The sequence below is a fragment of the Caulobacter sp. BK020 genome, from assembly GCF_004342605.1.
In the GTDB taxonomy this organism is placed as follows: domain Bacteria; phylum Pseudomonadota; class Alphaproteobacteria; order Caulobacterales; family Caulobacteraceae; genus Caulobacter.
In genome coordinates this window covers 123,568-143,798 of record NZ_SLZL01000009.1, presented here as the reverse complement: position 1 = coordinate 143,798, position 20,231 = coordinate 123,568, and the positions used below count along the sequence as shown (strand labels likewise).

The following is a 20,231-nucleotide window of genomic DNA, read 5'->3' as shown; positions in this document are numbered from 1 at the left end:
CCTAACGAGGTTTGAGGGGTCGTAGTTACCGAAATGAACAAGGCCGCGCCATGACCGATTCCCTTCAGCACCTCGTTCGCAACGACAATCTGCGGTTGGCGTATCGCGTCGTCCACGGAACCCAACCCACGGTCGTGTGGCTGGGCGGATTCCACTCCGACATGGCCGGGACCAAGGCCCAGGTCCTGGCCGACCAGGCCCGGGCGACCGGCGGCGGCTACCTGCGGTTCGACTATTTCGGCCACGGCGAGTCGGACGGCGCCTTCGAGGACGGCACGATCAGCCGCTGGCGCGAGGACGTTCTGGCGGTGATCGACGAACTGACGCAGGGGCCGCTGGTGCTGGTGGGCTCGTCGATGGGCGGCTGGCTGGCCTGCCTGGCCGCCATCGCCCGCCCCGACCGGGTCAAGGCCCTGGTGCTGGTCGCCCCCGCGCCGGACTTCACCGAGAAGCTGATGGCGCCGGAGCTGTCGGACGAGGCCCGGGCGGCGATCGCCCGCGACGGCCGCTGGATCCGGCCTTCGGAATACGACGACGGCGGCTATCCGATCACCCGCGACCTGCTGGACGATGGAGCCCGCTGGTCGATCCTGCCGGGGCCCGTGCCGATCGACGTCCCGGTGCGCGTGCTGCAGGGCGGGGCCGACCCCGACGTGCCGTGGACCCACGCCCTGGAGCTGGCCAACGGCTTGAAATCGGACGACGTGGTCTTCACCCTGGTCAAGGACGGCGACCACCGCCTGTCGCGGCCCCAGGACCTGGAGCGGCTGGCCGCGGCCGTGGCCGAGGCGCGGAGGCTGGTCGAGCTGGACGGGGAAGGCGATCTGGTCTCCCGCCGCCTGGCCCGAGCGGCGCGTCTGCGCGGCGCCCCGAACCTGGAGGCGCTGGCGCCGGCGCCATGGGCGAGCGAGGAGGAGGAATGACCTCAGCCACCGGTCGCCCTGTCGATCTCCTCGACCATCAACCGATAATCGCCCTTGTGCGCGGCTCGGGATGCGGCCAGCCAACCGGTCGGCGACAACCGTACGAGCTCAAGGGGATGGCCGGCCTGGCGCGCCAAGGCGTCGAGGTACTGCAACTGCGTTCGACCATTGCCGTCTCGAAACGGATGTACGTAGTTCAGATCCCCGACGATGACGCCCGCCGCTTCGGCGAAGTTTCGTCGGGTCAGGCCGCGTAGAAAGTCGGTCGCCACGAGCCTTTGGTGGACGTCGGCCATGCCGACCGGGATGAAGCGACGAAGCTGGAACTGGTGGCCGTCCTTGGCGATCTCGACGGTCCGGATTTCTCCAGCCCAATCATAGATGTCTTGGAACAAGTGGCGGTGGATGGCGCGCAGATGGGCCAAATCGAACGCGCCTGAGGGCGAGCCCTCGGCAATGCGTTGCGTCACTAGGCGGCGCTCGACTTGCGCCAGCCGATCGACGTCTAGAACGCCAAGTTTATTTCTGAGGACCGGTCGAGCGGGGTGGAGGTACGGGTCTCGTCCGCTCACTCGGCCGGCAGCGGCGCCACGGCCGCGAGGATGTGCGCTAGGCGTCGGTCGTGCGGCCAAGCTTCGCGCTCGAACATCTCGAACATCGCGATGTCATCGCTCGACAGCGGGTTGCCCTCGATCTCCTGCAATCGCATGGCGCCCAGCCTGCGATAGCGGGCCTGATCTATTTCGGTTGCTGACAGCCGGGCTCTCATGACACCAGCATAGCTGAAAGAGCGGGTCCGCGCACCTAACCCCCCGCCTTCAGGATCGCCGCCAGACCTTCGCGGTAGGTCGGATACTTCGGCCGCCAGCCCAGCTCGGCCTTGGCCAGGGCGTTCGAGACGCGCTTGTTCTCGGCGTAGAAGCGGCGGGTGGCGGGCGACAGGCCCAGTTCGTTGAACGGCAGGTCGGGCGGCGCCGCAACGCCCAGCAGGCTGGCGGCGTGCTCCATCACGTCCTGCGGCGGGGCCGGTTCGTCGTCGACCAGGTTGTAGACGCCGCCGGCCCGGGGGCGGTCCAGCGAGGCCAGCAGGCCCGAGACGATGTCCTCCAGGTGGATGCGGCTGAACACCTGGCCGGGCTTGACGATGCGGCGACCCTCGCCGGCCCGCAGGCGATCCAGAGCGCTGCGGCCGGGGCCGTAGATGCCCGGCAGGCGGAAGGTGGTCACCGTCAGGCCCATGCCGCGCCCCACCTGGCGCCAGTCGCGCTCGGCCCCCACCCGGCGCGCGCCCTCGACCGACTGGGCTTTCAAAGGCGAGCTCTCGAACACCCAGCGACCCTCGAAGTCGCCATAGACGCCGGTGGTCGACAGGTAGCCGATCCAGTCGGGGAACGCCTGGGCGGCGGCCAGGGCGGGGATGGTCGCCTCCAGGCCCGGGCAGCCCTCGGCGGTGGGCGGGGCGGTGACCAGCACGGCGTTGACGCCGGTCATGGCGGCAGTCATGGCGGCGCGGTCCTCGGGGTCGACGGGCTCGATCCCCAGAGCGCGCAGCCGCGCGGCGCCCTCGGCGTCCCGCGCCGTCGCCGCGACGCTCCAGCCCCTGGCTGTCAGGGCCTCGGCGAAGGCCTGGCCGACATAGCCCAATCCGAACACGAACAGACGCAAGACGCTAAAGTCCCCCGAAAAGAGCGGCGATTGACGGTCAAAACGAGCGTTCGCGCAACCCCCTCCGGCCCTTCGGGCCACCTCCCGCAGCGGGGGAGGAGCAACGCCATGCGAGCTGCTCCCCCTCTGGGGGAGCTGTCGGCGAAGCCGACTGAGGGGGCCGCCACCGCTTCATCCCCAACAACCCCGCTTTGACCGCTTGCCAATCGCAAGGCGCTCTGCCATAAGCCGCCTCCTCGTCGCGGGGCGCTGTTTCAGCCCTCGCCGATGCGGGCGTAGCTCAGTGGTAGAGCACAACCTTGCCAAGGTTGGGGTCGAGAGTTCGAATCTCTTCGCCCGCTCCATTCTCCGGTTCTCCGGCGATGGAACGAGACCCGAAATATCCCGGATGCGGGCGTAGCTCAGTGGTAGAGCACAACCTTGCCAAGGTTGGGGTCGAGAGTTCGAATCTCTTCGCCCGCTCCAATTTCCCTTCCAGAATTTGAAGCGTGACGCATCCGGTCAGGGCCTGATAGGCCTATGGAACCCATTGCGCGGGGCCGTCGTTGCGGATCGGTGATCACCCGCGTGAAAGGGTGACGGGCTGGGGTGCTGGACCATGACTGAATTCGTTCTTCGACGCTCGCGCGTGGGCCGCCTGGCGGCGATCGCGGCGGTGCTGGCCCTGGCGGGCGCGGCCCAGGCCCAGACGCACGCCAAGCCCGAATATCCCATCAGGAAGCCCGCCACCTCGGCGCCGGCGCCGGAACCGACGCCCGAGCAGAAGGATGGGGACAAGCCCGAGGGCGAGGAGTCCGGCTGGACCCAGGCCCGCAAGAAGTCCATCGAGATCGGCACCCAGCCGGCGCGCGACGTCGGCGTCATGAAGCGCCAGATCCCGCCGATCCTGATCACCGCGCAGGAAGACCCCTACAGCCTCAAGGGCCTGAAGACCTGCAAGCAGCTGGCCGCCGAGGTCACCCGCCTCAACGAGGTGCTCGGCCCCGACTATGTGGTCGGCAACGAGCTGAAGGAGAATCGCGCCGGCAAGCTGGCCGAGGCCGGCGGCAAGACGGTGATCAACACCATCATCCCGTTCCGCGGCATCGTGCGCGAACTGACCGGCGCGGCCCCCGCCGATCGCCGCATGAACGCCGCCGTCGATGCGGGCCTGGCGCGCCGCGGCTTCCTGCGCGGGGTCCACGCCAAGCAGAAGTGCCGGACGCCGTTCTAGCGGCGGCTCTTCGCACCAGCTTCTAGCCGGGGGCGATTCCTGATCTAACCTTCGCGGTGAACCTGCGGAGTTTCCGATGTCCAAACGCGTCCTTCTGGGCCTCGCCATCGCCCTGGCCCTGAACGGCGCCGCCGTGGCCGCGACGCCCAAGACCGGCGCCGCGAGCGCGTCCGACCGCCTGGCCCAGGCCGTGAAGGCCTACGAGGCGTCCGGCGCGGGCGAGGACGACGGGGAGGGCGGGGCCGACGACGCCTCGCGCTTCCGATTTCCGCCGGTCGGGCCCAAGGCCGACGCCGACCGCAAGGCCCTGCTGACCTCGGCCCGCCAGTCGCTGGACGGCGTCGACCTGTCCGCCCTGACGGCGAACCAGCGGCTGACCCACGCCATCCTGAAATGGAGTCTGGACGAGCGGCTGGAGGGCCTGGCGTTCGACGAGGCCCGGATGCCGTTCAGCACCGACGGCGGCTTCGACGTCATCCTGCTGTACCGCGCCAACGGCATGCGGCTGAAGTCCGAGGCCGAGGCCAGGCAGTGGATCGCCCTGCTGGCCCAGACGCCCGACTGGTACGCCGCCAATATCGCCAACGCCCGGCGCGGGGTGGCGACCGGCTTCGTCCAGGCCGTCCCGACGGCCCAGGCGGTGCTCGACCGCGCCCGCCGCACGGCCGCCACGCCCCTGGCCGACGAGCCGCTGCTCGCCCCGCTGCGCAACCTGCCGGCCGCCATCCCCGTCGAGCGCAAGGCCGCCCTGCTGGCCGAGGGGACGAAGGTGGTGACCGACAAGGTCGCCCCGGCCCGCGCCGGTTTCGTGACCTTCATGGAGACCGAATACCTCCCGCACGCCGCCAGGAGCCTGGCGGTGTCGGACCTGCCCGACGGCCAGCGCTACTACGCCTTCCTGGTGCGCCGTCACACCACCACGACCCTGACCGCCGACCAAGTCCACGCCCTGGGCCAGTCGGAGGTGGCCCGCATCCGGGCCCGAATGGAGGTCGTGATGAAGCAGGCCGGCTTTCAGGGCGACCTGCCGGCCTTCATCGCCTTCCTGCGCAAGGACCCGCGCTTCTACGCCACCAGCCGCCAGCAGCTGCTGGAAAAGGCCAGCGAGATCGCCAAGCGGGCCGACGACCAGTTGCCCGCCCATTTCGGGACCCTGCCGCGTCTGACCTACGGCGTGCGGCCGGTGCCGGCCAGCATCGAGCAGGGCTACACCACCGGCCGCTATTTCGGCGGCGATCCCAAGACCGGCCGGGCCGGCGGGCTGATGATCAACACCTCGGCCCTGGACCAGCGGCCGCTGTACGAGCTGCCGGCCCTGGTGCTGCACGAGGGCGCGCCCGGCCATCACATCCAGACCTCGCTGGCCCAGGAGCAGACCGGCGTCCCGGACTTCCGCAAGACCATCTACTTCAACGCCTATGGCGAGGGCTGGGGCCTCTATTCCGAGTGGCTGGGCGAGGAGATGGGGCTCTATCGCGACCCCTACGAGCTGTTCGGCCGGCTGTCCTACGAGATGTGGCGCGCCTGCCGGCTGGTGGCCGACACCGGCATCCACGCCAAGCACTGGACGATCGACCAGGCCAAGGCCTGCTTCCTCGACAACACCGCCCTGTCGCCGACCAATATCGACGTCGAGGTGGCCCGCTACGTCTCCTGGCCCGGCCAGGCCCTGGCCTACAAGGTGGGCGAGCTGAAGATCCTGGAGCTGCGCCATCGGGCGGAGGCGGCGCTGGGCGACAGGTTCGACGAGCGCGCCTTCCACGATGCGGTGCTGCTGAACGGCTCGCTGCCGCTGGCGGTGCTGGAGGCGAAGATCGACGCGTGGATCGCGGATCGGAAGAAGGGGTAGGGGCCCGCTTTAGCCGTACCTACGGATGGCCGCGAAAACGCCAGCCCGCGTCGGGCGTGTCAACCAGGACGGCAGCCTCGCGTGGGACGCAGCGGTTGATCGCCGAGCCCATGTTGATCGGCAGGCCCGATAGTGGACGAACTTCCACCCCGTCGGGGTAGGCGAAGGCCAGGGCGCCGCCGCCGGCTTGGCCGGCGGACAGGAAGGCGGGGTCCATCAAGGTGTCGAACGCGGTTTCTCCAGGACGGGGATGTCCGCCCGGAAACATCGACGACGGTCGATCTTCGCCGACCGCGCAGACCTGAGACCAATCGCCTTTTTCCAGCAGGACGAGGTCGATGGGCCTGTCTTTAGCCAGCGCCGCCGTCAGCGCCGTGTCGAAGGCCAGGTCAGCTTGCGACATCGCCACGTCGTCGCACCCCGCCAGCAGACCGGCGCAGGCGACGGCGAGGCCGATGATGCGGTTGACCTTCATGCGATCGCGCTCCTGAGGCAGTCATCCTAGGCGGCCGGCTTGCAGAGGGGATGCAGGAAACATCGATTCAGCCTTCCAGGCGAAACCGGCTCTGGCGGTGACCGGCCGCCTGGAAGCTCTTCTCGAAACCGCCTATCACCCCTCCTAAACGAGGGGACTCCACCACATGGCGCGCATCACCGTCCTGGGCGAATGCATGGTCGAGCTGTCGCCGGAGGGCGAGGGGCTGCACCGGATGGGGTTCGCCGGCGACACCTTCAACACCGCCGTCTACCTGGCGCGACTGGGCGACGACGTCGCCTACTGCACGGCCCTGGGCAAGGGCGATCCATTCAGCGACGGGGCCCTGGCCGCCATGCGCCGCGAGGGGCTGGACACCCGTCTGGTGCGCGAGGCCGAGAACCGCCTGCCGGGCCTCTACGCCATCGTGCTGGACGAGACCGGCGAGCGGAAGTTCCACTACTGGCGCGAGCGGGCTCCGATCCGCGACCTGTTCTCGCAGCACACCGCCGACCAGCTGATCGCCGCCGCCAAGGCCAGCGACCTGGTCTATCTGTCCGGCGTCACCCTGGCGGTGATCGGCGACATCGGCCGGGCGCGGCTGAAGGACATCCTGGCCTATGTCCATTCCCTGGGCGTGGCCGTGGCCCTGGACTTCAACTACCGCCCGGCCCTGTGGGCCTCGCCCGAGGCGGCGCGCGAGGCGCTGGACGGCGTGGTGCCCGCCTGCCGCTACGTCTCGCTGAGCAGCGAGGACAGCCGGCCGCTGTACGGTCGCGAGGCCGAGGACCTGGCCGCCGAATGGGCCGCCCCGGGAACCGGGTTTGGGGCCGAGGTGGTGGCGCGCGACGAGAGTCACGCGGTCAACGTCCATACCCCCGAGGGGCGGATCGCGACGCCCGCGCCGGCCCGGGTCAGGGCGCTGGACACCACCGGCGCGGGCGACAGTTTCAACGCCGCCTACCTGTCCTCGCGCCTGGCCGGCCTGCCCGTCGAGACCGCTGTCTCGCGCGGCCACGACCTGGCCGCGGCGGTGGTCGGGTGCAAGGGCGCGATCATTCCGGAGGCGTCGATGCCCGTTTGGTCGCGGGGATAGAGAGTAGTCGGGCTCAACGCAATCAAAGGTTTATATTCCTACTAGACGCGCGTAATAGGAAAGTTATCCTCACTGCCGGAATATCGACCTAGACTCTGGGTCGAAGGTGTCACGGGGACGCCGTTCGCAGGGGAAGCCGATGCTGGCTCAAGCTCTCGAGGATCTGTGGGCGATCTCGCCCGACCCGCGCCGCGACCGACTGACGGCCGCGTTCATCACCCACGCCGTGGCCCTGGCCACCGGGATCGCGCCGGCCGACATCGCGTCGGCCAAGCGCACCAGCAAGGCGGCGGCGCGGGCCCGGCAGATCGCCATCTACCTGGCGCACGTCAATTTCAACTGGCCGCTGATCCGGGTGGCCTTCGCGTTCAACCGCGACCGCACCACCTGCGGCTACGCCTGCCATCGTATCGAGGACATGCGCGAGAACGCCGACTTCGACGCCCGGATGAGCGTGCTGGAGGCGTGCATCAAGCAGGCGCCCGACGCCATTCCTGAGCTGACCGAGCTGGGAGGCGACCGGTGAGCGGCGCGTTCGAGCAGGCGCTGCGGGCCGAGCACCTGGCCGCCCGCGCCGAGCGGCTGCTGCGGCGGCCCGGAGCGCTGATCGAGGTCAAGGGCCTGGGCTATGTGGTCCGCTTCGGGCCGCGGCGGCGGGCCATGCTGACCGTGGACGAGGCCGCCTTCCGCGTGCTGGTCCGCGACGGCGCCCTGGCCTCGCGCCGCGAGGGCGGCTGGCGACTGGTCAAGCCGCTGACGCCGCCAAGCCCGCCGCCCGGTCGTCCGGGGGTGATCGAGGGCGAGCGGGTGGTGATCGAGGGCAGCAGCCAGCACGTGGTGCTCAAGGCCAATCTGGGCGAGTCGCCCCTGGCCTGGCTGGCCCGGCGCGGTGGGCTGGAGGACGTGGAGGTCATGGCCGGTGAACGGCTGCGCGAAGACTTCCAGAAGGCCGGCACGGTGGGCCGCCTGACCATGAACTGGGACGCCCAGCCGCGCGGCGAGGGCGGCGGACAGGGCCTGGAGCCGGCCTTGCGGGCCCGGGCGGCCAAGGACCGGATCGCCGCGGCCCTGGCGGCGGTGGGGCCGGGCCTGCGTGAAATCCTGGAACGGGTGTGCCTGGCCGAGACCGCCCTGCAGGTCGCCGAACGCGAACTGGGCCTGCCGCGGCGGGCGGGCAAGACCGTGCTGAAACTGGCGCTGCAGCGGCTGGCGATGCACTACCGGATGGTTTGAGGAGGGGACGCACACTCGCCCTCGGCGCTCGGCCTATTGGCCAGGGCCTTGCCGCGAGTGTGTGTCCCCCAGGTCGGTCGCTAATGCTTCAGCATGTGCTTGATGTCGCGCATCTGGTCGTGGCCGGACTTGACCGAGGTCCAGGCGCGTTCGATCGCGGCGCGGGTCTGGGGCTCAACATCGGTGTCCTGCAGGGCCTTTTCGAACTTGGCCTTGATGTAGTCCTCGCCGGACTCGACCTCGTTGACGACGGCCTCGTCGCCCTTGGTCACGGCGTCCTTCAGGTTCAGGAAGGCGCGGTGGGCGGCGGCCAGGATGGTGCCGTCGTCCTTGGCCTCGCCGCCTAGCCGGCGGACCTCGTCCTGCAGCTCGGAGGCGATCGTCCGGCGCTCCTGGGCGCGCTGCTCGAACAGGGTCTTGTAGCGGGCGCCCTCGGCGTCCTTGGCGGCTTCGGCATAGCCGTCAGCGCTGTCGATGGTGGTCTCGACCAGGCTGTTGACGAGCTTGATATGGTCTTCGTTGGTGTGAGGCATGGCGCTCTCCATGAAGGGGGACCGGCCTAACGCGGGCCGGCCGCGAAAGGTTCGAAGCGGGGCTTCAGCGAGGCCTCCAGTGCGTGCGGATCGGCAGCTTGCTGCCCAGGAAGCTCCAGGCGGTGGTGGCCGCGGCGATGGCCGGGCCGCGCGTGCGGCGATTGAGCAGCAGCACGGCCACGGCGCCGGCCCCGAGCACGGCCAGGGCGACCGGCACCTTGCGGCCCGCCAGGGTGATCTTGCCCTGGGCGTCGGGCCTCAGCGCGTAGTCGGCCGGCGGCGTGACCGCGTAGGGATCGGCCGGGGCCTTCTGGAACAGGCCCGAGACCTTGTCGGAGAGCGTGGACAGCAGGCCCTGCCGCGCTTGGGCGGGCGTGCCGTAGGAAGCGTCATAGGCGGCCATGGGAAGGCTCCGTCAGAGGTTGGAGCCTCGATAACGCCGGGGCGGCGGGGTTGATCCCGCCGCCCCGCGCGCTCGGCGCGGCTAGCGCAGGCCGCCGGAGACGACGATGGTCTCGCCCGTCACCCAGGCGGCGTCGGCCGAGGCCAGGAACACCGCCACCGGCGTGATGTCGCCCGGCTGGCCGGTGCGGCCCAGCGGGGTCTGGGACACCAGGGCGGCTTCGAAGTCGGTGCCCAGAATGCCCATGTCGTGCACGCCCTCGGTCTCGACGACCCCGGGATTGATGGCGTTGACGCGGATCTTGCGCGGTCCCAGCTCCTTGGCCAGCACCCGGGTGATCGAGTCCACCGACGCCTTGGTGGCGGTGTAGATGGAGCTTTCCGGTATGGTCAGGGCGGTCACGGCCGAGCTGATGTTGATCACGCTGCCGCCGTCCGGACCGAAGTGGCGGGCGGCCTCCTGGGTGGCCAGCAGCAGGCCCAGGACGTTGATGTCGAACTGGCGGTGGAACTCGTCGGCGGTCACCGCGTCCAGCGCGGCGAACTGATAGACGCCGGCGTTGTTGACCAGGATGTCGATCGTCCCGAAGGCCGCCTTGGCCTCGGCGAACAGCCGGGTGATGTCGTCGGGTTTGGACACGTCGGCCCGGACGGCGACCGCCTTGCCGCCGCCGGCGACGATCTGCGCGACCACCTTGTCGGCCCCTTCGCGGCTGGACGCGTAGTTGACCACCACCGCGGCGCCTTCGCGCGCCAGGCCTCTGGCGATGTCGGCGCCGATCCCTTTGGACGCGCCGGTCACGACGGCGGTCTTACCTGAAAGCTTGCTCATCGAATTGTCTCCATGCCGCCTCGTGGCGACACTTCGATAGTTAGATGATCATCGAAGCGATTCAAGGCGCGGCGCCTGACGAAAAGCGCCGGCGGCTTCAGATTTCGGCGAGCTGGGCCAGATAGGCGTTCAGCACGTCGCGCTGAAGGATCAGAAAGGCGAACTTGCCTTCGCGGGCGATGCGGATCAGGCCCGCGCCCTCCAGTTCCTTCATGTGGTGCGACAGGGTGGCGGCGGTGATGGGAAGCGTCTGGGCGATGCAGCCGCAGGGCGTCGGGTCGCTGCTGGCCCCGATTTCCTTGAGGATCTGCAGCCGGCGCGGCTCGGCCAGGGCCTTGGCGATCAGGGCGGTCTGCCGTTCGGACAGGGTGACGGCCGGTTCGGTCATATCCGACATATGACGGCGGCCCCGCCCCGGCGCAATGTCGCGGACGGGCGCTAGGGTTCGCGTGGCGGCATCACCGCCCCCACATGGGCGATGCCCAGTTCCCGGGCCCGGCTCGCCTGCTTCTGCCGCTCGGCGTAGCGGGCCCTGGCATCGTCGTCGCGGGCGTCGTGGCAGGCCGGGCAGGAGACGCCCTCGACATAGTGCTCCGAGGCGCGGTCCTGCGGGCTGACCGGCCTGCGGCAGCCCCGGCACAGGGCGTGGGTTCCCGGCGCCAGGCCATGGCCGACCGCCACCCGCTCGTCGAACACGAAGCACTCGCCGCGCCACAGGCTCTGCTCGGCCGGCGTGGTCTCCAGATAGTTCAGGATCCCGCCCTTCAGGTGGAAGACCTCTTCGACGCCCTCGCGCTTCAGGAAGGCCGTCGACTTTTCGCAGCGGATGCCGCCGGTGCAGAACATCGCCACCTTGGGCGGGGGCGCGGCCGGGTCCCAGGTCTGGCGGAAGGCCCGGAACCAGGCCGGGAACGCGCTGAAGCTGGCGGTCCGGGGATCGATCGCGCCCTCGAACGTGCCGATCGCCGCCTCGTAGGCGTTGCGGGTGTCGATCACCACCACGTCGTCGCGGGCGATCAGGGCGTTCCAGTCGGCGGGCTCGACATAGGTCCCGGCGTTGTGGGCGGGGTCCAGGTCGCCGGCGCCGAGGGTGACGATCTCGCGCTTGATCCGCACCTTCATCCGATGGAACGGCAGGGTCTCGGCGTCGGCGAACTTCAGCTCCAGGGTGTCGCAGCCGGGCAGGGCGCGGATGTGGTCCAGCACCTGGTCGATCGCCTCGGGCGCGCCGGCGATCGTGCCGTTGATCCCTTCGCGGGCCAGCAGCAGCGTGCCCTTGACGCCCAGGCCGCAGCACAGCTTCGACAGCGGCCGCATGATGGTCAGCGGATCGGCGAAGGTGGTGAAGCGATAGAGGGCGGCGACGCGGAAGCTCATGACGGGGCAATAGGCCCTGGCGGCTTGGTTCTCAAGCCTGACTGGAACTATCGGCAAGCGTGGTGGTTACACCGGCATGAGCATCCTGATCGTCGTCCTCGTCGCCCTGATCCTGCTTGGCCTGGCGCTCTACACGGTCCAGCGCAGCCCCATTCCGTCGCCGGTCAACTGGATGATCCAGCTGGTGCTGATCGTCATCGCCATCTGGTTCATCGGGACGCGGGCGGGGTTCTTCCATTAGGCAGCCGCGTGCGTCCTTCGAGGCCCGCTGCGCGGGCGCCTCAGGATGAGGAGCGTTGTTGTTGCTGAATTCCTCATCCTGAGGTGCGCGCTGTAAGCGCGCCTCGAAGGACGCAGGGGCGGTCAGCTCGCCAGCGCCGCGGCGTCCCGCTGGATCCGCGCCACCATCGCCTTCAGCCCGTTCGACCGCTGCGACGACAGCGCCTCCGACAGGCCCAGCCGCGCCATGGCGGCTGCGGCATCGAAATCGACGATGTCCTTGGCTGATCGACCGGAATAGAGCCGGAGCAGGATGGCGATCAGGCCGCTGACGATGTGGGCGTCGCTGTCGCCCCGGAAGGTGATCGCGCCATCGGCCTGCGGCTCGGTCACCAGCCACACCTGGCTCGCGCAGCCGCGCACCTTGTTGGCTTCGGAGTGCTCGGCCTCGCTGAGCGGGGCCAGGTCCTTGCCCAGCTCGATCACATAGCGATAGCGCTCTTCCCAGTCGCCGAGCAGTTCGAACTCGTCGGCCAGTTCGTCGAGGGCGGCGTCGATGGGGCGTTGCATGGCGCGGGACTTAGTGCGGCCAGGCCAAAAGGAAAAGGCCCCTTAGAACCGAGCGCGGGCCGTCGAGGGACGCGCCGTGGCGTCGGGCAGGGTGACGATGGCGGTGAAGCCGTGGCCCGGCGTCGATTTCAGCCGCAGGCTTCCGTCCATCGCCCGGGCCAGCAGGTCGACGATCGGCAGGCCCAGGCCCGCGCCCTCGGACGCCCGTGTCAGGGTGGCGCCGCCCTGTTCGAACGGGCGGATCAGCCGCGGCAGGTCGGCCGGATCGGCGCCCTCGCCATGATCGCGGATCTCGATCTCCACCTGGCCGCCGCCGACCTGCCGGGCCTCGACCACCACCAGCCCGCCTTGCGGCGAATGGGTGAGGGCGTTCTGCAGCAGGTTGGTCAGGATGGTGCGCAGGCCCCGGCCGTCGGCCCGCAGGCTGGGCAGGGTCCCGGCCTCGGGGGCGACGATGCTGACCCCGCGGGCGTTGGCCTCGGCGCGCAGCTGCAGGATCACGTCCTCGACCGCGTCGTCCAGGTTCTCCTCGCCCAGGTCCAGGTCGGTGACATGGCCTTCCAGCCGGGCGATCTCGACGATCTGGTTGACCAGGCGCAGCAGCTTCAGGCCGCTCTCATGCACCAGGGCGGCGTATTCCTTGTACTGCGGCGCGCCCAGGGGACCGTACAGCTCGCAGGACAGGATCTCGGAAAAGCCGATCACCGCGTTCAGCGGCGTGCGCAGCTCGTGGCTGACCATGCGCAGGAACGAGCGCTTCTGGTCGTCCAGCGCCTGCTTGCGGCGGGCGCGGGCCGCCGCCCGCCGGAAGGCGGTGGTCTGCGACATCAGGCCGGTGTCGGCGCCGCTGTTTTCGCGCGGCGTCTCGGCATGGCCCGACGCGTCGGTGATCGCCGGTGGCGACATCAGGGACTCCCGGACGTTCTGTCCGTTACTTCGATGCGCCAGGATGAACCAAGGCGCTTACGAATCCGTTTCCGTCCACAAGAAGCGCCAGCGTTAACGATCGCCCGCCGATTGTGCGGCCTTGGGGGAGAGGGCTACCGGCGTTAAGCTTTGACGACGAAGACTCACCGGAAGGGATTCTCGCGGCCTTGGCCAATGACGGCGCCTCGCTCCAGACCGGCCCCCGGCAGGGTCAGGTCCAGCTCTCGGGGACTTCCTCGACGGGCGGCTTCGGCGCGGCCCATCTGTGGCGGCTGGGCTGGCTGACGACCGTGATCTTCGCGACGGGCGCGGCGGCCTTCACGCCCGGGGTCGTCGGCCTTCCGGTCTGGCTGGCCCTGGCGGCCGGCGCGCTTCCAGCCTTGGCCGCCTTGGCGGTGGGCGAGCGGCGCGACGAACGCCTGCAATCCTTGATCCTGGTCCTGTGGGCCACCTGCGGCGCGGGGGCGGCGGTGGTGACCGGCGGCGTCTCGGGCGCGATGAGCGCCTGGATCCTGGCCCCCGTGGCGGCGGCCTCGATCCTGTCTTCGCCGCGACGCCTGGCCGAGGGCGCCAGCCTGGCGCTGATCGGCGGGGCGGTGGCGGCCCTGACCCAGCTGTCGGGCCTGGCGCCGGCCGCGCCGACGGGACCGCTGGCCTTCATCCTGGGCTTCCTGTCGGTGGCCACCGTCGGGGTGGGGCTGGCCTCGGGCCTGATCCTCACCCACCGCCGGGCCGGCGAGCAGGGCGCCCGCCAGGTCGGCGAACTGAACACCCTCCAGACCCTGGTCGACGGCGCGCCGCAGCTGCTGCTGGTCGTGGCGAGCGACGGCCGGGTCCGGACCGTGCGCGGCGCGGCGCCGCGCGGCGTGGCGAGCGCCAATCTGACAGGCGAGGACCTGGCTTGCGCCGCCGTGGCCGGCGATCGCCAGACGCTCAGCGCCGCCCTGGCGACCGCCCTGGACGCCGGCGAGGCCAGCGTCGCCTTCGCCCCGCTGCTGGACCCGACCCGCACCGTCCGGCTGGACCTGCGCCAGGTCTCGCCCGACCTGCTGGTGGGCGTGATGCGCGACGCCACGCTGGACAGGGCCCGCGAAACCGCCCTGCGCCAGGCTCGCGCCGAGGCTGAGGGCCTGGCCGCCGGCCGCGCCCGGTTCCTGGCCAATATGAGCCACGAGCTGCGGACGCCGCTGAACGCTATCATGGGCTTCTCCGACATCATGCGCGCCCGGATGTTCGGCCCGCTGACCGACCGCTACGGCGAATACGCCGAGCTGATCCACGAGTCGGGCGGCCACCTGCTGGACCTGATCAACGACGTGCTCGACATGTCCAAGATCGAGGCCGAGCGCTTCGAGCTGCAGCGGGGGGAGTTCGACGCCCGCGAGGCGGTGACGGCGGCCATGCGCCTGCTGCGGGTCCAGGCCGACGCGGCCGGCGTCCAGCTGCGCGGCGTCCTGCCGCCGGGCGAGCTGGAGGTCGACGCCGATCGCCGGGCGCTGAAGCAGATCGTGCTGAACCTCCTCTCCAACGCCCTGAAGTTCACGCCGCGCGGCGGCCAGGTGACGGTCACCGCCGAGGGGCGGGACGGCCAGCTGGAGCTGGTGGTCACCGACACCGGCGTCGGCATTTCCCCCGAAGACCTGGAACGTCTGGGCCGTCCCTACGAGCAGGCCGGCGGCGTCGACCAGCGGGCCAAGGGCACGGGCCTGGGCCTGTCGCTGGTCCGCGCCTTCGCCAGGCTGCACGGCGGCGAGATGAATATCGAAAGCCGCCTGGGCGCGGGGACCAGCGTCTCGGTGCGCATGCCGGTGCTGCTGGCGCCGTCGCGCCCGGCGATGGAGCCGCCGCTGCTGGAACCGGCGCAAGAGCCGCCGGAAGAGCCGGAACTGGGCCCCAACGTCGTGAAGTTCGCGCCGCCGCGATAGGTGGTTTATCGACTTGCCCCCACCTGACCGCTTCGCGGTCTGTCCGCCCCCGGAGGGGGCGGAGCCTTGCCCGGGAGGCTCTTCCCCCTCCGGGGGAAGACGGTCGCGAAGCGACCCGCAGGGGGCAGCCCGGCGCGCCTACCGCAGGAACGCCCGGCCGGCCGCGAAGTCGCCGACCTCGACATAGGCCCGCCGAACCACGTCCACGCCGTTGCGGCTGGTGAACAGGAACTCGATGGTCGCCGCCTCGCGGGGGTCCAGCCGGCCCATCGCATCGGAGGCTTCGCGAGGGAAGCGGAACGACAGGCCCGTCTTGGCGCCGGTCGGCAGCAGGGTGACGGGGGCCATGTCGCGGGTCTCGGCGGCGAACACCCGGCTGGCGTTGCGGGGCGCGGCGTTGGCGGCCAGGCCCTTGGCGTTGCGGCCGTTCAGATAGGGGCCCTGGGTGCGCAGGGTGTCGCGCAGCACCAGCCGGGCCGCATAGGGCTGGGCGTCGTCGGCGAAGGCGGCCACGGCCAGCAGGTCGTTGGAGCGTCCCGACAGGCCGAACACCAGCCGGTCGCGCCCGAACCCGGCCGGCTGCGACAGCCGCCAGATCGGGATGGTGGCCGAGATCGAGCGGTCGGCCTGCCAGGCGGCGCGATCGCCGGGATAGCTCATCCGCTGCAGGGTCGAATAGCCGTCGAACGCCTGGCGCACGCGGCCGGCGGCGGTCTGCAGATCCTTGGAGCCGCACGTCGCCGCGCCGGCCTTGGCCCGGGCCCGTTGTTCCAGCGCCTGGACCTGGACCTCGCTGGCGCCCGAACGCAGGGTCGCGCCCCGCGCCTGGGCGCGGGCGGCGTCCAGGGCCGAGCCCACGGCGGGCTTGAACAGCCGGCAGCGCGCGTCGGCCGAGGTCATCAGCGTGCGTTCGTAGAGCTGGTCGGCGGCGGTGGCGGCATGGGCCTGGCTCGACGCGCCGATCCCGACGGTCGCGACGAAAATCCCCAGCCACCGCGCCGTCACGACCCGTAGAGCCTTTCCCTTTCGGGCTATGCCCGAAAGGGAAGAAAAGGCTCTACAATGTACATCCGGGCGCGCGCAGGCGCGCTCGGGGGTCTTTCTCGACGTCATAATCTCGTATTCTGCGAGAGCGGTTTCAGCTGGCAGCCTTACGGCGCCGAGGTTGCGGTTCGGTTAGCGATGCTTCTTTCGACGGATATCTGGGTCGGTGCGCTGATCCGACGCGCCGAGCTGGGCGGGGCCTTCGCCACGGTGGCGCGCAAGGGCGACCCGCGGGCGGGGGCGGTGCTGGTCAAGGCCGTGGACCGCCGCGCCAACACCGCCCGGCTCTATGGCGAGGCCACCCGGGGCGACGGCGAGCGCTTCTGGATGCAGCCGGTCCGCTCGGATTTCGAGCCCGACCTGGACGCCTACGCCGAACGCGCCGCGCGGATCGATCCCGACATCTGGGTGGTCGAGATCGAGGACCGCGAGGGGCGGCATTTCCTGACGGAGCCGGTGGAGGCGGATCCGAACGGCTGAGGCGCGGTGCGTCCTTCGAGGCTCGCCTGCGGCTCGCACCTCAGGATGAGGAATCAGCAGCAGCAAAGCTCCTCATCCTGAGGCGCCCGCGCAGCGGGCCTCGAAGGACGCAGGGCGCCGCTATTCCCGCCGGAACGTCGCCACCAGCACGTCGCGCAGGGCGGGAGCGCCCGGTTCGAGCGGATGGATCGCCGTCACCCCGTGCATCACGCGGTGGTCGTCCAGGACGACCGCGTCGCGGGGCCGCTCCAGGGTGAAGGCGCCCAGCCGCGCGCCGTCGTTGGCGAAGATGTCGGTGACGCCGCTGGCGACGTTGCGGCGGTGGACCAGCATGACGATCACCCAGTCGACCCCGTCGCGGTGCGCGCCCTCGGGCGTGGGCAGGCCCGCCTCGCCGTCGCCGGCCTCGATGCGGAACTGGTGCAGCTCCACGTGCCAGGCCCGCGGCGGATCGGCGGTCAGGGGATGGAACAGGGCCAGGCCGGCGCGGAGCACCCCTTGCGTCACCGGATGCTCGGCCACCGTGTCGAGCACAGGCTCGAACCAGCGCTGCACGCCGCCGTTCAAGCCGTTGTAGTCGCGGCTCTGGTAGTGCGGCTGGTGCGGCTTGCGGACCACCCCGGCGGGCGAGGCGGAGAAGGCCGCGAAGCGCCGCCGGCGATAGCGACCGCCGTCGGCCATGAAGCGGTCCAGGCCCAGGTCGTTCCAGCTGTCGGCGAAGGCTTGCCAGCCGGCCACGGCGTCCGCCCCGAGCAGGAGGTCGGTTTCCGCCGGGGCGAGCCGGCGAAAGCCTGTCTCGTCCAGGGCGGCGGCGATGTCGTGCGTCAGGCTGTCCGGCGAGGCGGGGTCGGGGTGGATCAAGCGTGGCCTCCAGCGGGACGAAGTCTCCAGATGGGGCGCCAAGGCCCTCGCGCCAAGCCTTGTTCCGTGTCCCGACCTTTAACCCGGAATCCCATTTCCCGCCCCGTTAACCCTGCTCCTAAACCGGAGCGAAAGCTCGATGCGGCAGGGTGACGCAACGACTTTCCAGCCGTCCGATTCCCCCGCAGCCGCCGCCAGGCCTCAGCAAGGTTCCGATGCTCTTCCTGCTCAACGACGTCGTTCTCAGCCTCGACGCGGCCGAACTGGCCCCGCCGCTCACCCGCGAGCGTTTCGCCAAGGTGTCGCTGAGCTATGTCGGCCAGCTGGGCCAGGAGCTGTACGCCGCCGAGCCGCTGCTGCACCACAAGGACCTGGAGAAGGCCCAGCGCCTGGCGGCCCTGATCATCGCCAAGGCGCCGGACGTCAACGCGGCGCTGTTCATCGCGCCGTCGCGCGGCTGCCTGGTCGACCAGGTGCAGGTGCGCTACGCCCAGCTGAGCCTGGAGATCATGGGATCGCTGTTCGAGCGCCAGAAGGCCGGCGCCCTGAGCAATGTCGAGGCCGATCGCCAGGTCTGGCGGCGCCTGGCGGCCTGACCGTCACGCAGCGCGGCCACGGGCTCCCGCGAAGGCCGTCCGCTCGGAGCGTTCGATGGCCTAAAGGAACAGACCGACCAGGCTGAACAGCCAGGTCAGGATCATCGCCACGATCACCAGCCCGGCGAACGCGACGCCGAGGCAGAGGGCGTTTCCTTGGGGGGTGCAGGCGCCGCGCTTGTGACGCGGCTCGTGGACCATTGCCATTGTCATTTCCTCTTTCGCGGCCTTCCCTCTGGCGGGGAACGGTCCGCAGTAGCCTGAGCATGACTCTAAAACCCCACAATGACTAGGGTCGTTTCGGGCCATTCGTAGGACGGGTATGGGGCGAGATGTCGCAGTCCCGGCGGGCTGGCGCCGGCCCGGCGGCGGACGGCTTTCAGCCTTGCCTCGCCTCTTTCGTCCCGGCATGTTCAACGCGACGTTGTGGGGGGATGCATAATGCGCCGGAAGGGCCTTTGGGGAGGCCGCAAGGTCCTGTTGGGTTTGGCGGCGGCGGCATTTCTGGCCGCTGGATCGCCGGCCAGAGCCGAGTGGCTGCGGGCCGAGAGCGACCACTTCGTGGTCTATGGCCGCAGCGAGAGGTCGGTGCGCGAATACGCCACCATGCTGGAGGACTTCGACTCCCTGCTGCGTCGCCTGCACGGCCGGCCCAAGGACGAGGTCACGCCCCGCAAGCTGCCGGTCTATCTGGTCTCCAATCTCGGCCAGCTGAAGCGGGTGCTGCCCAGCGCCAAGGAGGGCATGGCCGGGGTCTATCTGTCGACCGTGCCCGAGGTCTTCGTGGTGGCGATCCGCGACGGCGACGAGCTCGACCAGAACAAGGGCGACGACACGGTGCTGCACGAATACGTGCACCACTTCATGCTGCAGTACTATCCCAGCGCCTACCCGGCCTGGCTGGTCGAGGGCTATGCCGAATATTACATGACCGTCGACCTGGCCAAGACCCGGATGGTGGTGGGCGGCGTCAATCGGGGACGGGCCTACAGCCTGACCCAGCCGGGCGGATGGATCCCGATGGAGGACGTGCTGGGCAAGCGTCCCGGCGCCCTGAAGGAACGCGACATCTACGCCTACTACGCCCAGGCCTGGCTGCTGACCCACTACATCCTGTCCGACCCGGCGCGGCACAGGCAGCTGGGCGCCTATCTGAAAGCCGTGCGCGACGGCGACGACCCGGTGAAGGCCTGGGACGCCGTCTATGGCGACGATCCGGAGGGCCTGCGCCGCAAGCTGCAGACCTACATGAACCGGCCGATCCCGGCAGGGGCCTTGCCGCGGACGGGGCCGCTGGAACCGGCGATGACGGTGACCCATCTGCCGCCGGGCGCCGACGACCTGATCCTGGAGGGCCAGCGGCTGAAGCTGGGCGTGCCCAAGGACGACCGGGCCGAGACCCTGGCCGACATCCGCGCGGCCGCCGCCAAGCGGCCGAAGGACCGCTTCAGCCAGCTGGTCCTGGCCAAGGCCGAGACGGCGTTCGGCGACCGCAAGGCGGGCGAGGCGATCCTCGACGACCTGCTGGCCGCTGATCCCAAGGACGAGGACGCGCTGGTGGCCCTGGGCGAAAGCCGGCTTGCCGCGGCGCCGGACGACCCGGCCCAGCGCGCCGCCGCCTTCGCCCAGGCCGGCAAGCTGTTCGCGCGGGCCTTCAAGGTCGATCCGGACAATCCGGAGACCCTGCACGGCTATGCCGAGGCCCACAGCCTGGAGCCGATGACCGAAGCCATGGCCGACATCCGCGTCCGGGCCGTGGTCTTGGCGCCGCAGGTCGGCCACCTGCGCCTGGACGCGGCCAGGGCCCTGATCCAGGTCAAGGACCTGGACACGGCTCGCGCCATGCTGACGCCCCTGGCCAGCAATCCGCATGGCGGCGGCGAGGTCGAGGCGGCCCAGGCCATGCTCAAGACCATCGACGCCAAGGCCGGCGACGAGGCGTCCGATGGGCCGAAGTCCGCCGACAAGGCGTCGGCGGAGGGTGACAAGGCGGCCTCGGGAAGCTAACCCC

25 protein-coding genes, 2 tRNA genes and 2 pseudogenes are annotated in these 20,231 nt (G+C 70.3%); 14 read left to right on the top strand and 15 right to left on the bottom strand.

What is annotated here, in order from left to right; genetic code table 11:
• Positions 1-50: 50 nt before the first annotated feature.
• Positions 51-923 (top strand): alpha/beta hydrolase, encoded by an 873-nt coding sequence (locus EV278_RS13150; protein WP_132091926.1) that lies wholly within the window; start codon positions 51-53, stop codon positions 921-923.
• A gap of 2 nt (positions 924-925) precedes the next feature.
• Here EV278_RS13150 and EV278_RS13145 read toward each other — a convergent pair whose 3' ends face one another.
• The 3 genes from EV278_RS13145 to EV278_RS13135 all read right to left on the bottom strand — a co-directional run bounded on the left by EV278_RS13145 (position 926) and on the right by EV278_RS13135 (position 2,588).
• Positions 926-1,393: a Fic family protein gene (locus EV278_RS13145; protein WP_243692185.1), complete on the bottom strand. Its 468-nt coding sequence runs from the start codon at positions 1,391-1,393 to the stop codon at positions 926-928.
• A 98-nt stretch (positions 1,394-1,491) separates the two neighbouring features.
• On the bottom strand, positions 1,492-1,632 hold the full coding sequence (locus EV278_RS13140; protein WP_165916633.1) for a hypothetical protein: 141 nt from the start codon (positions 1,630-1,632) through the stop codon (positions 1,492-1,494).
• A gap of 95 nt (positions 1,633-1,727) precedes the next feature.
• Entirely contained in the window at positions 1,728-2,588 is an 861-nt protein-coding gene (locus EV278_RS13135; RefSeq protein WP_132091917.1) for an SDR family oxidoreductase, read from the bottom strand.
• Positions 2,589-2,857: 269 nt separating this feature from the next.
• Here EV278_RS13135 and EV278_RS13130 point away from each other — a divergent pair.
• The 4 genes from EV278_RS13130 (at position 2,858) to EV278_RS13115 (ending at position 5,650) form a co-directional block, all read left to right on the top strand.
• Positions 2,858-2,932: transfer RNA gene (locus EV278_RS13130), tRNA-Gly, on the top strand.
• Between the two features lie 46 nt (positions 2,933-2,978).
• Positions 2,979-3,053 (top strand) — tRNA-Gly (locus EV278_RS13125).
• Positions 3,054-3,186: 133 nt separating this feature from the next.
• Positions 3,187-3,801 carry a hypothetical protein gene (locus EV278_RS13120; RefSeq protein ID WP_132091914.1) on the top strand — a complete coding sequence of 205 codons (615 nt, stop codon included), beginning with the start codon at positions 3,187-3,189 and terminating at the stop codon, positions 3,799-3,801.
• A gap of 76 nt (positions 3,802-3,877) precedes the next feature.
• A complete protein-coding gene (locus tag EV278_RS13115; RefSeq protein WP_132091911.1) occupies positions 3,878-5,650 on the top strand; it encodes a DUF885 family protein in 1,773 nt (590 codons plus the stop codon).
• 19 nt (positions 5,651-5,669) lie between these two features.
• Here EV278_RS13115 and EV278_RS13110 read toward each other — a convergent pair whose 3' ends face one another.
• Entirely contained in the window at positions 5,670-6,125 is a 456-nt protein-coding gene (locus tag EV278_RS13110) for a hypothetical protein (RefSeq protein WP_132091908.1), read from the bottom strand.
• A 166-nt stretch (positions 6,126-6,291) separates the two neighbouring features.
• Here EV278_RS13110 and EV278_RS13105 point away from each other — a divergent pair, with 166 nt between their 5' ends.
• The 3 genes from EV278_RS13105 to EV278_RS13095 all read left to right on the top strand — a co-directional run bounded on the left by EV278_RS13105 (position 6,292) and on the right by EV278_RS13095 (position 8,454).
• Complete coding sequence (locus EV278_RS13105) at positions 6,292-7,221, top strand: sugar kinase (RefSeq protein WP_132091905.1); 930 nt, start codon at positions 6,292-6,294, stop codon at positions 7,219-7,221.
• Between the two features lie 139 nt (positions 7,222-7,360).
• Entirely contained in the window at positions 7,361-7,747 is a 387-nt protein-coding gene (locus tag EV278_RS13100; protein WP_132091902.1) for a helix-turn-helix domain-containing protein, read from the top strand.
• Positions 7,744-8,454, top strand: a complete 711-nt coding sequence (locus EV278_RS13095; RefSeq protein WP_132091899.1) for a DUF6456 domain-containing protein — start codon at positions 7,744-7,746, stop codon at positions 8,452-8,454. The genes EV278_RS13100 and EV278_RS13095 overlap by 4 nt, the downstream gene beginning before the upstream one ends.
• Positions 8,455-8,534: 80 nt before the next feature.
• Here the strand turns inward: EV278_RS13095 and EV278_RS13090 are convergent, their stop codons facing one another.
• The 5 genes from EV278_RS13090 to EV278_RS13070 form a co-directional block, all read right to left on the bottom strand.
• Entirely contained in the window at positions 8,535-8,987 is a 453-nt protein-coding gene (locus EV278_RS13090) for a PA2169 family four-helix-bundle protein (protein ID WP_132091896.1), read from the bottom strand.
• A gap of 64 nt (positions 8,988-9,051) precedes the next feature.
• On the bottom strand, positions 9,052-9,390 hold the full coding sequence (locus EV278_RS13085) for a hypothetical protein (RefSeq protein WP_132091893.1): 339 nt from the start codon (positions 9,388-9,390) through the stop codon (positions 9,052-9,054).
• An 81-nt stretch (positions 9,391-9,471) separates the two neighbouring features.
• Complete coding sequence (locus EV278_RS13080; protein WP_132091890.1) at positions 9,472-10,221, bottom strand: glucose 1-dehydrogenase; 750 nt, start codon at positions 10,219-10,221, stop codon at positions 9,472-9,474.
• Between the two features lie 97 nt (positions 10,222-10,318).
• On the bottom strand, positions 10,319-10,618 hold the full coding sequence (locus EV278_RS13075) for a helix-turn-helix domain-containing protein (protein ID WP_132091887.1): 300 nt from the start codon (positions 10,616-10,618) through the stop codon (positions 10,319-10,321).
• 41 nt (positions 10,619-10,659) lie between these two features.
• The gene (locus EV278_RS13070) at positions 10,660-11,598 is read right to left on the bottom strand and encodes a rhodanese-related sulfurtransferase (protein ID WP_132091884.1); all 939 of its coding nucleotides are present in this window, start codon (positions 11,596-11,598) and stop codon (positions 10,660-10,662) included.
• A gap of 76 nt (positions 11,599-11,674) precedes the next feature.
• On the opposite strand from EV278_RS13070, the gene EV278_RS24030 reads away from it, so the two are divergent.
• On the top strand, positions 11,675-11,839 hold the full coding sequence (locus EV278_RS24030) for a hypothetical protein (RefSeq protein WP_165916632.1): 165 nt from the start codon (positions 11,675-11,677) through the stop codon (positions 11,837-11,839).
• Between the two features lie 9 nt (positions 11,840-11,848).
• On the opposite strand, the pseudogene EV278_RS13065 reads toward EV278_RS24030, so the two are convergent.
• The 3 genes and pseudogenes from EV278_RS13065 to EV278_RS13055 form a co-directional block, all read right to left on the bottom strand.
• Positions 11,849-11,965, bottom strand: a pseudogene (locus EV278_RS13065) (hypothetical protein); the annotation flags it as partial.
• Positions 11,962-12,387 carry a SufE family protein gene (locus tag EV278_RS13060; RefSeq protein WP_132091881.1) on the bottom strand — a complete coding sequence of 142 codons (426 nt, stop codon included), beginning with the start codon at positions 12,385-12,387 and terminating at the stop codon, positions 11,962-11,964. The pseudogene EV278_RS13065 and the gene EV278_RS13060, both read right to left, overlap by 4 nt.
• Positions 12,388-12,429: 42 nt before the next feature.
• Positions 12,430-13,293, bottom strand: a complete 864-nt coding sequence (locus EV278_RS13055; RefSeq protein WP_132091878.1) for a HAMP domain-containing sensor histidine kinase — start codon at positions 13,291-13,293, stop codon at positions 12,430-12,432.
• A gap of 188 nt (positions 13,294-13,481) precedes the next feature.
• On the opposite strand from EV278_RS13055, the gene EV278_RS13050 reads away from it, so the two are divergent.
• Positions 13,482-15,239 (top strand): HAMP domain-containing sensor histidine kinase, encoded by a 1,758-nt coding sequence (locus tag EV278_RS13050; RefSeq protein ID WP_132091876.1) that lies wholly within the window; start codon positions 13,482-13,484, stop codon positions 15,237-15,239.
• A gap of 138 nt (positions 15,240-15,377) precedes the next feature.
• Here the strand turns inward: EV278_RS13050 and EV278_RS13045 are convergent, their stop codons facing one another.
• Positions 15,378-16,139: a hypothetical protein gene (locus EV278_RS13045; RefSeq protein ID WP_347812827.1), complete on the bottom strand. Its 762-nt coding sequence runs from the start codon at positions 16,137-16,139 to the stop codon at positions 15,378-15,380.
• Positions 16,140-16,421: 282 nt separating this feature from the next.
• On the opposite strand from EV278_RS13045, the gene EV278_RS13040 reads away from it, so the two are divergent.
• Together EV278_RS13040 and EV278_RS13035 are read left to right on the top strand one after the other, a co-directional pair.
• Positions 16,422-16,763: a DUF1491 family protein gene (locus EV278_RS13040; RefSeq protein WP_132091873.1), complete on the top strand. Its 342-nt coding sequence runs from the start codon at positions 16,422-16,424 to the stop codon at positions 16,761-16,763.
• Positions 16,760-16,881 (top strand): annotated as a pseudogene (locus EV278_RS13035) (hypothetical protein); the annotation flags it as partial. The gene EV278_RS13040 and the pseudogene EV278_RS13035, both read left to right, overlap by 4 nt.
• A 2-nt stretch (positions 16,882-16,883) precedes the next feature.
• On the opposite strand, the gene EV278_RS13030 reads toward EV278_RS13035, so the two are convergent.
• Positions 16,884-17,579: a 2OG-Fe dioxygenase family protein gene (locus tag EV278_RS13030; protein ID WP_243692195.1), complete on the bottom strand. Its 696-nt coding sequence runs from the start codon at positions 17,577-17,579 to the stop codon at positions 16,884-16,886.
• A 260-nt stretch (positions 17,580-17,839) separates the two neighbouring features.
• Between EV278_RS13030 and EV278_RS13025 the strand changes: the two genes are divergently transcribed.
• Positions 17,840-18,220 (top strand): hypothetical protein, encoded by a 381-nt coding sequence (locus EV278_RS13025; RefSeq protein WP_132091870.1) that lies wholly within the window; start codon positions 17,840-17,842, stop codon positions 18,218-18,220.
• Between the two features lie 60 nt (positions 18,221-18,280).
• Here the strand turns inward: EV278_RS13025 and EV278_RS24025 are convergent, their stop codons facing one another.
• Positions 18,281-18,427, bottom strand: coding sequence for a hypothetical protein (locus EV278_RS24025; RefSeq protein WP_165916631.1), 147 nt, complete (start codon positions 18,425-18,427; stop codon positions 18,281-18,283).
• A 234-nt stretch (positions 18,428-18,661) separates the two neighbouring features.
• Between EV278_RS24025 and EV278_RS13020 the strand changes: the two genes are divergently transcribed.
• A complete protein-coding gene (locus tag EV278_RS13020) occupies positions 18,662-20,227 on the top strand; it encodes a hypothetical protein (protein WP_132091868.1) in 1,566 nt (521 codons plus the stop codon).
• Positions 20,228-20,231: the final 4 nt, after the last annotated feature.